A 14,452-nucleotide genomic window follows, 5' to 3' on the forward strand; every position below is an offset into this window, starting at 1 on the left:
GGAGGCAACGGCCGCTCGGTGGCGTTCCACCCCGTCAGCACCCGCTCCCGCTCGGTCTCGTCCAGGACCGGCAGGTCTTCGAGCCTCCGTACCGGGTCGGCCGCCACCGCTTCCAGCACCCGCACGAAGCGGGCGGCGATCCGGTGCGCCGTCTCCGCGTCGAACAGGTCGCTCGCGTAGTCGAGTTCGCCGGTGAGCCCGGCGGCCTCGCCCTGCGGGCCGGTCCGCTCGCTCACCGTGAACGCCAGGTCGAACTTGACCGCCGTGGTCTCCACCGGCACCGTGCTCACCGCCAGCCCCGGCAGGCCCAGCGGCACCTCACCGGTGTTCCGCAGCGCCAGCATCACCTGGAAGAGCGGGTGCCGGGCCAGTGACCTGACCGGTTCCAGGTGCTCCACCAGGTGCTCGAAGGGCACGTCCTGGTGGTCGTAGGCGGCCAGCGCGGTTTCGCGGGCCCGTGCCACCAGGTCGGTGAAGGCGGGGTCGCCGCCGGTCGCGGTGCGCAGCACGAGGGTGTTGACGAAGCAGCCGACCGCGTCGTCCAGCGCGTCGTCGGTGCGTCCCGCCACCGGCGTGCCGATGGGGATGTCGTCGCCCGCCCCGAGCCTGCTGAGCAGGGCGGCGAGTGCGGTCTGGACGACCATGAACAGGCTCGCGTCGCAGGCGCGGGCGAGGTCGGCCAGCCCGGCGTGCGCGGCGGCGTCGAGAGTGAACGGCACCCGGCCGCCCCGGTGACGGGCCACGGCAGGGCGCGGCCGGTCGGTGGGAAGCGGCAGTTCCTCCGGGAGACCCGCCAGCGTCTCGGTCCAGTACGCGGTCTGCCGGGCGATCAAACTGTCCGGGTCGGCGGGGTCGCCGAAGAGCCGGTGCTGCCAGAGGGTGTAGTCGGCGTACTGGACGGGCAGCGGCGTCCAGGACGGGGCCTCCCCCGCGTGGCGGGCGGCGTAGGCGGCGGTGACGTCCCGGGTGAGCGGCAGGTTGGACCAGCCGTCGCCCGCGATGTGGTGCAGCACGAGCACCAGGACGTGGTCGTCGGGGCCGAGGGCCAGCAGTTCCGCGTGCAGCGGGGGCTCGGCGGCCAGGTCGAACGGGTGCGCTGCCGCGGCGGCCACCGCCGCCGCGAGGCCGCTCTCGGCCACCGTGCGGCACGGCAGTCCGGGCGCGGCCCGCTCCGGGGCGAGCACGACCTGCTCGGGAGTACCGGCGGTCTCGGGGTAGACCGTGCGCAGGATTTCGTGCCGGGTGACGACGTCGGCGAGGGCGGCGGCGAGCGCGTCCCGGTCGAGGTCGCCCCGCAGGCGCAGGGCGAGCGGCATGGTGTACGCGGCGCCGGCGCCGTCCAGCCGGTTGAGGAACCACAGGCGTCGTTGCGCGAACGACAGCGGGAGCGTACCGGGCCGTTCGACGGGACGCAGGGCGGGCCGCGCCGTGCCTCCGGCGTCGAGCCGCGCGGCGAGGGCGGCCACCGTGGGCGCCTCGAACACGTCACGTACCGTCAGCTCCACGTCCAGTACGGCGCGGACGCGGGACAGCAGCCGGGTCGCCAGCAGGGAGTGCCCGCCGAGGTCGAAGAACCCCTCGTCGACGCCGGGCCGTGCGCAGCCCAGCACCTCGGCGAACAGTCCGCACAGGATCTCTTCGCGGGCCGTGCGCGGCGCCCGGCCGCCCTGGGGTACGGCGGAGCCGGGGGCGGGCAGGGCACGGCGGGCCACCTTGCCGCTCGGGGTGAGCGGCAGCGCGTCCAGCGGCACCACGGCGGAGGGGACCATGAACTCCGGCAGGGTCCGGGCGGCGTGGGCGCGCAGCCCGGCCGGGTCCGGCACGGCGCCGCGGGCCGCGACCGTGTAGGCGACCAGCCTGCGGTCGCCGGGCCGGTCCTCGCGGACGACGGCCACGGCGTGGGCCACGTCCGGGTGCCGCGCCAGCACCGCTTCGACCTCGCCGAGTTCGATCCGGAATCCGCGCAGCTTGACCTGGTCGTCGGCCCGTCCGGCGTACTCCAGGGCGCCGTCGGCGGTCCACCGCGCGAGGTCCCCGGTCCGGTACATCCGGGCGCCCGGCACGCTGCTGAAGGGGTTGGCCACGAACCGTTCGGCGGTGAGGACCGGCCGGTTGAGGTAGCCCCGGGCGAGCTGCGCGCCCGCCAGGTACAGCTCGCCCCGTACCCCCGGCGGCACTGGACTCAGCCCGGCGTCGAGCACGTACGCCGCCATGCCCGCGACCGGCCGCCCGATGCGGGGCCGTTCGCTGCCGGAGACGGTGGCGCCGATCGCGTCGACCGTGCACTCGCTGGGCGCGTAGTAGTTGTGCACCTCGGTGGCGGACAGGCCCCGCAGCCGCTGCCACAGCCCCGGGCCGGTGGCCTCCGCGCCGTGCAGGATCGCGGCGGGCTGGTGCCCCTCCGCGCCGAGCAGGCCGAGGCCGAGCAGTTCCTGGGTGAGGGTCGGGGTGATGGACAGGTAGCCGATGCCGTGGTCGCGGACGTACGCACCCAGCGCGACGGCGTCGCGGCGGGTGTCCTCGTCGACGACGTGCAGTTCGTGGCCCGCGAGGAGGGCGAGGAGCTGCCCGACGCACAGGTCGAACGACAGCGACGCGGTGTGCGCCGCCCGCAGCCGGCCGCCCGCCGCCCGCGCCGCCGGCGCGAAGACGCGCTCCCGGTGGTTGGCGAACAGGTTCACGATGCCGCCGTGCCGTACGGCCACGCCCTTGGGCACGCCGGTCGAGCCGGAGGTGTAGACGATGAAGGCGGCGTGGTCGGCGCGCACGGCGGGCATCGGGAACGGCTCGCCGTCCGCGTCCGGCGAACCCAGAAGGACGGTTTCCGCGGCCTGGCCCTCCAGCACGCCGGCCAGGCCGGGCTCGGCGACGAGCACCCGCACCCCGGAGTCCGCGGCCATGAACGCCAGGCGCTCGGCCGGGTAGTCCGGGTCCAGGGGCACGCACGCGCCGCCGGCCTTCCAGATCCCCAGCATCGCCGGGACCATCCACGCCGACCGGGACACGCACAGCCCGACCAGCGTGTCGGGACCGACGCCGCGCTCTGCCAGACGACGGGCCAACCCATCGGCGCGCGCCCGCAGTTGGGCGAACGTCAGCGTCGTACCGGCCGCGACGACGGCGGTCGCGTCAGGGGTCAGCGCCGCCTGCCGTTCGAACAGCTCGGGAACGGTCAGGGCGGGCGCGTCCTGCGGGGTACCGGCCCAGTCGCCCAGAATCTGTGCCCGCTCCGACGGGGAGAGGATGTCCAGCTCCCCGATGCGCCGTCCGGGCCCGTCGGCCGCGGCGTCGAGCAGCCGGACGAAGCGGGCCACCAGCTCCTCGGCGGTGGCGTGGTCGAAGAGGTCGGTGCTGTACTCCAGGATGCCGCCGAGGCCCGCGGGCTCGCCGGCCGGGCCGCGCTCCTCGACCAGCCCGAAGGACAGGTCGAACTTGGCGGTGCCGACCTCGGCCATGTCCGGGCTCACCCGCAGTCCGGGCAGGTCGAGCCGGGGCCGGGCGTTGTTGTGCAGGGTCAGCATGGTCTGGAACAGCGGGTGCCGGGCGGCCGACCGGGCCGGGTTCAGCACCTCCACCAGGTGCTCGAAGGGCACGTCCTGGTGGGCGTAGGCGGCCAGCGCGGTCTCCCGCACCCGGCCCAGCAGCTCCTCGAAGGCCGGGTCGCCGGAGGTGTCCAGGCGCAGCACGAGGGTGTTGAGGAAGAACCCGACGAGGTCGTCCAGCGCGTCGTCGGTGCGCCCGGCGATGGCGCTGCCCAGCGGAATGTCCGTGCCCGCGCCGAGGCGGGTGAACAGGGCGGCGAGGCCGGCCTGCAGCACCATGAACAGGCTCGCGCCCGAGGTGCGGGCCAGCTCCTCCAGGCGGGCGTGCAGCCCGGCGTCGACGGAGACGGTCACCACTCCGCCGGTGTAGCCGGGAACCGCCGGGCGGAGCCGGTCGGCGGGCAGGTCCAGCTCCTCGGGCAGCCCGTCGAGCGTACGGGACCAGTAGGCGATCTGCCGGGCGGCCAGGCTGTCCGGGTCGTCCTCGCTGCCCAGCAACTCCTGCTGCCACAGGGTGTAGTCCGCGTACTGGACCGGCAGCGGCTCCCAGCGCGGCGCCTGCCCGGCCCGGCGGGCCGCGTACGCCTCGGACAGGTCCCGGGCCAGCGGGCCGTTCGACCAGCCGTCGCCCGCGATGTGGTGGACGACCACGATCAGCACGTGCACGTCAGCGCCCAGCGCGCACAGCTCCGCGCGCAGCGGCAGCTCACGGGTCAGCTCGAAGCGGTGGGCCGCCGCCGCGACGACGGTCGCGGCGAGTGCGTCCTCGTCCGCGACGTGCCGTACCGGCAGCTCGACGGAGGCGGCGGCAGGGCCGGCGTCCAGGACGGCCTGCCGCGGTGTGCCGCCGCTGTCCGGAAAGACCGTGCGCAGGCTCTCGTGCCGGGCGACCACGTCGCCGAGCGCGGCGGTGAGCGCGGCACGGTCGAGCGGGCCCTCCAGCCGTACGACGAAGGGCAGGTTGTAGTTGGGCGCCCCTTCGAGCTGGTGCAGGAACCACAGCCGGCGCTGCGCGAAGGACAGCGGCACCGTCTCCGGGCGCCGGGGGTAGGGACGGAGCGGGGGGCGCCTGCGGCCGGACCCGTCCTTCAGCCGGGCCGCGAGCCCGGCCACCGTCGGCGTCTCGAACACGGCTCGTACGGGCAGTTCGGCGCCGAGCACGGTCCGCACCCGGCTGACGAGGCGGGTGGCGAGCAGGGAGTGGCCGCCGAGGTCGAAGAACCCGTCGTCGGCACCGGCCCGGGGGACGCCGAGCACCTCGGCGAACAGACCGCAGAGGATCTCCTCCTCCGGGCCGCGCGGCGGGCGGCCGGTGCTCGCCGGCGCCAGTGCGGGGGCGGGCAGGGCCCGCCGGTCCACCTTGCCGTTACGGGTCAGCGGCAGCGCGCCCAGAGTGGTGAACAGCGCCGGGACCATGGGCTCGGGCAGCCGCCGCGCCAGGTACGCGCGCAGCTCCGCCGGGTCCACGCCGTCCGCGTCGTCAGCCGGTACGACGTACGCCGCGAGCCGGTGGTCGCCGGGCCGGTCCTCCCGTACCACCACCGCCGCCCGCGCCACCGAGGGGTGACCGGCCAGCGCGGCCTCGACCTCCCCGGGCTCGACCCGGTGGCCCCGGATCTTGACCTGCTCGTCGGCGCGGCCCGCGAAGACCAGCACACCGTCCGCGGTCCACCGGGCGAGGTCCCCGGTCCGGTACATCCTCCCCCAGCCTTCGGCCGGGGGACCCCCATGCCCGGCGCGAACGGGCAGGCCACGAAGCGCTCCGCCGTCAGGCCGGGACGGCCGAGGTAGCCGCGCGCGAGCTGCGGCCCGGCGACATACAGCTCCCCCGCCACGCCCGGCGGCACCGGGCGCAGCCCGGCGTCGAGGACGTACGCCCGCATACCGGTCATCGGCCGGCCGACGGGAACCGTGGCGCCGCCCGGCGCCTCACCGGGAGCCAGATGCAGGTCCAGGCACCCGACGGTCGCCTCCGTCGGCCCGTAGTGGTTGACGACGGCCATCTCGGGGTAGCGTGCGCGCCACTCCTCAAGCTGGGCCGCGGGCAGCGCCTCGCCGCCGAGCATGAGCTGCCGTAGCGGGGCGAATTCAGCGGGCAGCGCGGCCAGCAGGCCCAGGTGGCTCGGGGTCGCCTTCATGAACGTCGCCGGGGTGCGGGCCAGCAGCGCCGTCAGCCACGGGTCGTCGTCCAGCCCGGCCACGACCGCGCAGCCGCCGGAGGTCAGCGCCCCGTACAGGCCGGTGACGGCCAGGTCGTAGGCCAGGGAGGTCGGGACGAGGACCGTCCCGTCCAAGCCCGCGTACACGCGCCGGGCGCGGGCCACGTAGTGCGCGAGGCCGCGGTGGGTGGCCACCACGCCCTTGGGGCGGCCCGTGGAACCGGAGGTGTAGATCACGTACGCGGGGTGGTCCGGCAGCGTCGGGGCGCTCCGGTCGGCGTCGGTGGGACGGGCAGCGGACTGCCGCTCCAGCGCCCGTACGGTGTCCGGGGCGTCGAGCAGGAGGCGGGCGGTGTTGGTGTCATCGGGGAGCCCGGTCGCGGTGTGACTGGTCGTCAGCAGCAGAGCGGGGGCGGCGTCGTCGAGCAGCCCGGCGATCCGGGCCCCTGGCTGCGCCAGGTCGAGCGGCAGGTAGGCGGCGCCGGTCTTGAGCACCGCGAGCAGCGCGACGACCAGTTCGGCGGAGCCTGGCAGCGCGACGGCGACCACCCGTTCCGGGCCGATGCCCCGGGAGATCAGCAGGCGGGCCAGGCGGTTGGCCCGGGCGTCGGCCTGTGCGTAGGACAGCTCGGCGTCGGGCGCGGCGATCGCACGGGCCTCCGGAGTGGCTGCGGCCTGCCGCTCGAACAGTTCCGGCAGCAACGCGCTGGACCGGGCGTCCCCGGCAGCGGCTCCGGTACCGGTACGGCCGCCGGTGCCGCTCCACTCGGTCAGCAGTCGGTGCCGCTCGCCCTCGCCGAGGATGTCCAGGGCGCCCAGCGGCAGATCCGGGTCGGCCGCCACGGCCTCCAGCAGCCGTACGAAACGGGCCGCCAGCGCCTCGGCGGTGCCCCGCTCGAACAGGTCGGCGCTGTAGCCGACGTACCCCTCGACACCACCGGGACCGCTCCCCGCGTCCACGGCCTCGGCGAGGTTGAACGTCAGGTCGAACTTGGCGGTGCCCGACTCCACCCGCTCGGCCTCGGCCCGCAGTCCGGGCAGCGCGTCCGGCGCCGCCGTACGGCCGGTGAGCGTCAGCAGCACCTGGAACAGCGGGTGCCGGCTCAGCGATCTGGCGGGGTTGAGCACCTCCACGAGGTGCTCGAAGGGCACGTCCTGGTGGGCGTAGGCCGCCAGGTCCGTCTCCCGTACGCGGGCCAGCAGTTCGCCGAAGCCCGGGTCGCCGGAGGTGTCGGTGCGCAGGACCAAGGTGTTGACGAAGCAGCCGATCAGGTCGTCCAGGGCGTCGTCGGTGCGTCCCGCGACGGGCGAGCCGAGCGGGATGTCGGTGCCCGCGCCGTGCCGGGTCAGCAGCGCGGCCAGCCCGGCCTGGAGGACCATGAACAGCGTCACCCCGTGGGCCTCGGCCAGCGCCGCGAGCCGTGCGTGCAGGGCGGCGTCCAGGCGCAGCGGCACGGTCCCGCCACGGTGGCTCGCCACGCCGGGGCGGGGGCGGTCGGCGGGGAGGGCGAGTTCGTCGGGGAGCCCGGCCAGCGTACGGGCCCAGTACGCCACCTGCCGCGCAATGAGACTGTCCTCGTCGCGCTCCTCTCCCAGCAGGTCCCGCTGCCACAGCGTGTAGTCCGCGTAGGCCACCGGCAGCGGGGCCCAGGGCGGCTCCTCGCCGCGCAGGCGGGCCGCGTAGGCGGTGGACAGGTCGCGGCCCAGGGGCACCATGGACCAGGCGTCGCCCGCGATGTGGTGCACCACCAGCGACAGCACGTGCCGGTCCGGTGCGAGCGCGAACAGCGCGACGCGCAGCGGCAGTTCGGTGGTCAGGTCGAAGCCGGTGGCGGCACTCCGCGCCAGGAACTCCGCCAGCTCGGCCGCGTCGATGTCGCGGACCGGCAGGGTGACGGCGGCGGCTCCGGGGCCGCGCACCACCTGCCGTGGCACGCCGTCGACCTCGGGGAAGACCGTACGCAGACTCTCGTGCCGCGTGACGACATCGGTGAGCGCCGCCTCCAGCGCCGCCCGGTCGAGCGCGCCCTCCAGCCGCAGGACGAACGGCATGTTGTAGTCGGCCCCGGCCTCACGGCCCTCCAGCCGGTTGAGGAACCACAGCCGCCGCTGGGCGAACGACAGCGGCAGCGCCTCGGGCCGTTCCGTGCGCCGCACCACCGGCCGGGCTTCCCCGCCCGACTCCCGTACCGCCGTGGCCAGTCCCGCCACGGTCGGCGCGTCGAACAGGACGCGGATCGGCAGTTCGGCGCCGAGGGCGGTCCGTATCCGGCTGAGCAGCCGGGTCGCCAGCAGGGAGTCCCCACCGAGGTCGAAGAACCCGTCGTCGACGCCCACCCGCCGCACGCCGAGGACTTCGGCGAACAGGTCGCACAGCACCCGCTCGGCCGCGTCGCGCGCCGGGCGGTGCGCCGCGCCCGGGGTGTACTCCGGGGCCGGCAGGGCGGCCCGGTCCAGCTTGCCGTTGGCCGTCAGGGGAAGCCGGTCCAGGACGACGACGGCCGCCGGGACCATGTGCCCCGGCAGGTGCCGCCCGGCGAACTCGCGCAGTGCGGCGGACTCCGGACGGGGGCCGTCGGCCGGAACCGCGTAGGCCACCAGCCGCCGGTCGCCGGGCCGGTCCTCGCGCAGCAGCACCACGGCCTGCGCCACCGCCTCGTGCCGGGCCAGTACGGCCTCGACCTCTCCCGGCTCGATACGGAACCCGCGCAGCTTGACCTGGTCGTCCGCCCGTCCGGCGTGGTCGAGCCTGCCGTCCGCGTGCCTGCGCGCCCGGTCCCCGGTGCGGTACATCCGCTCCCCGGCGCGGCCGAACGGGTCGGCCACGAAACGCTGCGCGCTCAGGCCCGGCCGCGCGAGGTAGCCGCGGGCGAGGCCGGGGCCCGCCACGTACAGCTCGCCGGTGACGCCCGGCGGCACCGGCCGCAGGGCGTTGTCGAGCACGTAGGCCCGCAGGTCGGGTATCGGCTCGCCGATCACGCTGCGGGGCGGTTCGGCGGCGGCGTCCCGCTCGTCCAGCGGGGCGTGGGTGACGTGCACGGTGGTCTCGGTGATGCCGTACATGTTCACCAGGCGCGGCGCGTCGGCCGGATGGCGCTCGTACCACTCGCGCAGCCTGCCGGGGTCCAGCGCCTCACCGCCGAAGACGACGGTACGCAGCGCCAGCCGCGCCGACAGCTCCGGGTGGTCGTGGTCGGCCCGTATCAGCGGGTAGAAGGCGGACGGCGTCTGGTTGAGCACCGTCACCCGGTGGCGTACGAGCAGGTCGAGGAAGCGCTCGGGGGAACGGCTCACGTCCTGCGGGACGACGACCAGCCGGCCGCCGTGCAGGAGCGCCCCCCACAGTTCCCACACGGAGAAGTCGAAGGCGTAGGAGTGGAACAGCGTCCATACGTCGTCGGGGCCGAAGCCGAACCACGCCTCGGTCTGCCGGAACAGCCGCACGACGTTGCGGTGCGGGACCGCGACGCCCTTGGGGGTGCCGGTCGATCCGGAGGTGTAGATGACGTATGCCGGGTGCGCGGGGTGGAGCCGCCCGGCGCGCTCGGCATCGGTGAGGTCGGCGTCGGCCAGGACATCTTCGTTCAGGCCGTCTCCGGGCCCGTCGGCGAGGGCGCGTACGGTGGCGTCGTCGTCCAGCCGTAAGACGTCCGCTCCGTACGGGGCCCCGTCGGCCGGCTCGCCCGTGGTGACCAGGCACACCGGGTCGGCGTCACGGAGCATGAGCGCGATCCGCTCCGCCGGGTGGCCGGGGTCGACCGGCAGGTACGCGGCGCCCGTCTTCACCACCGCGAGCAGCGCCACCACCAGGTCGGCGGAGCGCGGCAGCGCCACGGCCACCAGCCGCTCCGGGCCCGCGCCCCGCTTCAGCAGCAGGCGTGCCAGGCGGTTGGCGCGGTCGTTGAGTCCGGCGTAGGTCAGCTCGCCGTCTTCGGTGACGACGGCGACGGCGTCGGGGGTGCGCGTGGCCTGCGCTTCGAACAGCGCCGGCAGCGTCGGTCCGGGCTCGTCGCGTTCCGGAGCATCCGTCGCCGCCGGCCGTACGGGCAGCACCTCGGCGCGCTCACCGGGCAGCAGGAAGTCGATACGGCCGACGGGACGTTCCGGGTCGGCCGTGGCGAAGCTCTCCAGTACGCGCAGGAAGCGCCGCTGATGCGCGGCGGTCTCCGCCGCGTCGTACAGGGCGGGGTTGGCGTCGACGTCGAGGTGCAGCGCGCCGCCGCCCAGGCGGTCGTCGAGGCGGAAGGAGAGGTCGGTGACGGGCCCGACGGACAGGTTGTGGGCGGTCGCCCGGGCCTCGCCGAAGGTCAGTTCGGTGGCGAAGGACATGATGTTGACGGTCGGGCCGAAGAGGCGGCGCTCGCCGCCGACCGTCCGCACATCGCGGATGATGTCCTCGTACCGGTACCGCTGATGTCTGAGCAACTGCCGTGCCCCGGCGGACACTTGGCGTAATAATTCCCGGCCGCTCATGCCGGGCCGGACCTCCACCCACAGCGGCAGCTCGTTGGACATCGGCCCGCGGATGTGCCGTCCGCCGCCGCTGCGCGCGGTCACCGGAATACCGAGGGAGACCTCCTCGGCGCCGGTCATCCGGCCGAGGTAGAGCGCCGTGGCGGCGATCACGGGGACCGGCAGGCCGACGCCCGCCCGGCGCGCCAGCGCGCGCAGGCCGTCGGCGGTGGCGTCCGGTACGCGGGTGCCGTACCGCAGGAAGCTCCGCGAGACCCGGGCCGTCCGGCCCGCGAGGTTCACCGGCTCGGGGCGGCCCGCCAGCCGGTCCAGCCAGTGGGCCCGGTCCTGCGCGAAGCGCTCCGACTCCCGGTACGCGGCGTCGTCGGCCAGCAGCAGGTCCAGCGAACCGCTGCCGTCCTCGCGCTGCGGCGCCCCGGTGACGAGGGCCGTGTAGAGCTCCGCCACCCGGTGTGTGAACAGCGCGCACATGTAGCCGTCGGTGACGAGGTGATGGGCACGCAGGTAGAAGAAGGCACGGTCGGCCCCGGCCCGCAGCAGCGCCAGAGTGACCGTCCGGCCCGCCTCCAGACCTCCCGGCCGGTCCGTCTCCGCCCGCATCCAGGCTTCGGCCGCCGCACCCGGGTCCGGCTCCCCGCCGACGTCGAGCACGCGGTACGACCAGGTGCCCCCGCGCTGGATCGTCTGGCAGGGTCCCTGGCCGTCGTCGGTGAAGCGGACGTTGAGCGAGTCGGTCTCCGTCACCGCCTGCCGCACCGCGGTTTCGAACGCCGGCAGATCGAGGGGACCTTCGATCTCCACGTATTCGGCGGTGTGATAGCTGGGGCTGTCCGGGTCGAGCTGCTGCGCGAACCAGATGCCACGCTGCGCCGACGACAAGGGCCGGCTGGGGTGCGGAGTACCGGGCACTACCCTTCCCATCTTCTTCCGGTGCCCGCCGGGCGGCGGAGCAGGTGGAAACCGCGCCGCTGCCCTGGCACGACCGGTCCGTGAGCACGCGGAATTCCGCGTGCCGTGGCGACTCGTGCGGGCTCGGGGTGCCGGTACGGGCCACCGGCGAAACGGTGTGCCCTGCGGGCCGCCCCGGGAGAGCGGCTATGTGACGTTCGAATGAGCGGATTTCGGGTCGGAGGGGCATAACCTGCCCGACGCGAAGGACGATACAGAAGTTCAACATTCGAACACCACGTGCCGCACGTCACGTTTGACACCACCCGACACCGCGCCGTGCGGCGCCTTCGCTGGTCAGGGGGACGAACATGAAACCGGTGACACGGTTGCCCACGGCACGAATCGAACGATCATGACGAAAACCGACCGTCCGTCCCATGCAATTCAAGTCATTGCGCCGACGCGCCGGCATGCGTAATTCCGGCCGCCACGGAACACCGCGGAGCAGCACGGAAACAGAATCGCCCGGCGGCGCCGACGGGCCGCGACAAGGAGGGCAATTCCGGGGTGCGGAGAGGGCAGCCCCGATGCACTCGGAGGGCAATTCCGCCGCACGAGAAAGGCAATCCCGGTGCACGCGGAGATGCCCCACCGCCCGCACCGACGGATCACCCCCTGGCACGTCAGCCCACGTAGAGCCCCAACGCCCCGCTCAAACCTCAACGCCCCCCAAAAGCGCAAAAGTTAATGCCGCAGAAACAACTTTTCGGCCGCGACGCCCAGCCTTCCGCGCCCTCCCCACACTCACCCCTCCCCGTCCCCACCCCCGCTCCGCGGCCACACCGCGATGGCGACCAGCACCGCGGCCCAGATCCCCAACGGCGTGACGGGCCAGTAGAAGCCCAGTTCGTCCTTCCGCAGGCACTGCACGCCCCAGACCGCCGACAAGATCACCCCGCCGCCGAGCCAGTAGCGCCACTCGGCCAGCCACTCCCGCAGGTCCTTGCGGTCGCGTTCCCGGGCGAGCGCCTTCTCCCGGTCCTGGTCCGAGGCGCGCGTGACAGGATCGAGCCGGTCGTCCATGTGTCCCCCTTCGTACGGTCGCCCCGGCGCCGGGGACGCCCCGGGCGACAACTTCAGAATACGACCGTATCCTAAAAACGTCGGTGCGGTCGGCGGAAGCCTCGGCGAAAGCGGAGCCGGAACGAGAAGCGAGAGCGGAGCCTCATGCCCAAGACGGTGGACCGGGACGAACAGCGCCGGCAGATCGGCGCCGCCCTGCTGTCCCTGGCGTCCGAACGCGGCCTGGACGAGGTGAGCGTCCGTACGGTGGCCACGTACTGCGGCCGCTCTCCCGGAGCGGTGCAGAAGTACTTCCGTTCCAAGGACGAGATGCTCGCCTTCGCCGCCGAGATGGCGGGCGAGCGCATCGAGGCACGGATGGCCGCCGTCGACCCCGGGCTGCCGCCGCGCGCGGCCCTGCGGGCCCTGGTGCTGACCACCCTGCCCGTGGACGCCGAACGCCGGGCCGAGGCAGCGGCCCAACTGGCCTTCGCCGTCCGCGCCGCACACCACGAACCCCTCGCCGAAGTACGCCGCCGGGTCGACCAGGACATCCGGGAGGCACTCTCGCACTGGCTCACCTCCGCCGGGTACGGTCACGGCCCCGACCCGGCCACGGACTGCCTGGCGATCGCCGACGCGGTGATCGCACTCTCCGACGGACTGGCGCTGCGCCTGCTCTACACACCTCAGGCCCACGACGACCTGGTACGCGCCCTGGACCGCGGGCTGGAGGCACTGGTCCCGGCACAGGCCCCCGGCGAGCCGGACGCGCGCTAGCCCAGGCGCGCGCCAGCCGCCTGCCGACGACGTCGCCCGGCAGGTGAGGCGGCAGGCGCGACACGGCGTGTGGTGGCCAGGGCGAGGACGACGATGGCCAGGCCGCAGGCGGTGACGATCCAGTACCCCGGGAGCACCGCCCGGGTGAACGGCGTACCGGAACGGTGCAGACCGGCGGTGAGTACCGCGCCGAGCACCGCGACCCCCAGCGCCTGCCCGAACTGACGGCTGGTGGCGACGACCGCTGCGGCCACGCCCGCCTGTTCCCGCGGCATGCCGGACATGGCCGCGTCGGTGACCGGCGTGTTGGCCAGTCCGGCGCCGACGCCGATCAGGACGTACGCGGCGAAGAGCAGCGCGTCCGTCGTGAGCGCGCCGCCGGTGGCGAGCAGGACGCCGCCCGCGGCGGTGGCGGCACCGGCCAGGAGCAGCGGCAGCCGGGGGCCACGGGTGGCGGTCAGCCGTCCGGAGAGCGGCGAGGTGACGATGTTCGTGATCGCCATGGGCAGCAGGTACAGGCCCGCGGCCAGGGCCGACAGACCGCGCACGTTCTGCAGGTACAGCGTGTTGAGGAAGAGGAAGCCGCCGAGTACGAAGAACGAGAGGACCGCCATGGCACTGGCTCCGCTGAACCCGGCGCTGCGGAATACCCGCAGGTCCACCAGTGGTTCGGCGCGCCGCCGCTCATAGAGGACGAGTGCGAGGAGTGCGGCCGGTGCGGCCAGGGCGCAGGCGAGGGTGCGCGGGGCGGTCCAGCCGGTGCCGGGGCCCTCGATGATCGCGTACGTCAGGCAGCCCAGCAGCGCGACGACCAGGGCCTGTCCGACCGGGTCCACCCGGCGCGGCCGGGGTGCGCGGGATTCCGGTACGAAGCGCGCGGCGCAGACGAACGCGGCCGCCCCGACCGGCAGGTTGAGCCAGAAGATCGACCGCCAGCCCAGGCCCTGGACGAGCACCCCGCCCACCAACGGGCCCACCGCCATCGCCATCCCCATCACAGCGCCCCAGACGCCGATCGCGCGGGCGCGTTCGCGCGGTGCGGTGAAGGTGTTGGTGATGATGGACATGGCCACCGGATTGAGCATCGAGGCCCCGACCGCCTGGACCGTACGGAAGGCGATGAGCCAGCCCAGTCCGGGGGCGAATGCGCAGAGGAGCGAGCCGAGGGTGAACAGGGCAAGGCCGGCCCGGAAGACGCGGCGGCGGCCGAGCCGGTCCCCGGCGGACCCGGCGAGCATCAGCAGCGCGGCCAGCACGATCAGGTAGGCGTCGGTGGTCCACTGGAGTCCGGAGAGTGGGCTGCGCAGATCGCGCTGCATCGCCGGCAGTGCCACGTTGAGCACCGTGTTGTTGAGGCTGCTGAGGAAGACGCTCGTGCAGCAGACCGCCAGGACGAGTTGGCGTCCCCGGCGGGTCGGTTCGGCTTGAGTGGACACAGCCCGGCCCACCGTCCTTTCTTCGTGGGCCTCCGCGTCGCCCCTGTCACCTTCCCTGCCCGCCGCGCGCAGATCGCTGCGGTGGGCTCAGCGTGCCCCGGGAGCCCGC

The 14,452-nt window shown here is 74.4% G+C and carries 4 protein-coding genes and 1 pseudogene; 1 reads left to right on the top strand and 4 read right to left on the bottom strand.

The window, feature by feature from the left end:
- Positions 1 to 101 precede the first annotated feature (101 nt).
- From EJG53_RS42120 to EJG53_RS03690, 3 genes and pseudogenes are all read right to left on the bottom strand, one after another.
- A pseudogene (locus EJG53_RS42120) lies at positions 102 to 4,901 on the bottom strand (amino acid adenylation domain-containing protein); the annotation flags it as partial.
- 14 nt (positions 4,902 to 4,915) lie between these two features.
- Complete coding sequence (locus EJG53_RS03685) at positions 4,916 to 11,095, bottom strand: non-ribosomal peptide synthetase (protein WP_125043571.1); 6,180 nt, start codon at positions 11,093 to 11,095, stop codon at positions 4,916 to 4,918.
- A gap of 774 nt (positions 11,096 to 11,869) precedes the next feature.
- Positions 11,870 to 12,148 carry a hypothetical protein gene (locus EJG53_RS03690; RefSeq protein ID WP_174856361.1) on the bottom strand — a complete coding sequence of 93 codons (279 nt, stop codon included), beginning with the start codon at positions 12,146 to 12,148 and terminating at the stop codon, positions 11,870 to 11,872.
- A gap of 144 nt (positions 12,149 to 12,292) precedes the next feature.
- Here EJG53_RS03690 and EJG53_RS03695 point away from each other — a divergent pair, with 144 nt between their 5' ends.
- Positions 12,293 to 12,907: a TetR/AcrR family transcriptional regulator gene (locus EJG53_RS03695; RefSeq protein WP_125043572.1), complete on the top strand. Its 615-nt coding sequence runs from the start codon at positions 12,293 to 12,295 to the stop codon at positions 12,905 to 12,907.
- On the opposite strand, the gene EJG53_RS03700 is transcribed toward EJG53_RS03695, so the two are convergent.
- Entirely contained in the window at positions 12,904 to 14,343 is a 1,440-nt protein-coding gene (locus EJG53_RS03700; RefSeq protein ID WP_125043573.1) for an MFS transporter, read from the bottom strand. The two genes, EJG53_RS03695 and EJG53_RS03700, sit on opposite strands and share 4 nt — an antisense overlap.
- Positions 14,344 to 14,452: the final 109 nt, after the last annotated feature.

The organism is Streptomyces chrestomyceticus JCM 4735, assembly GCF_003865135.1.
Lineage (GTDB): Bacteria > Actinomycetota > Actinomycetes > Streptomycetales > Streptomycetaceae > Streptomyces > Streptomyces chrestomyceticus.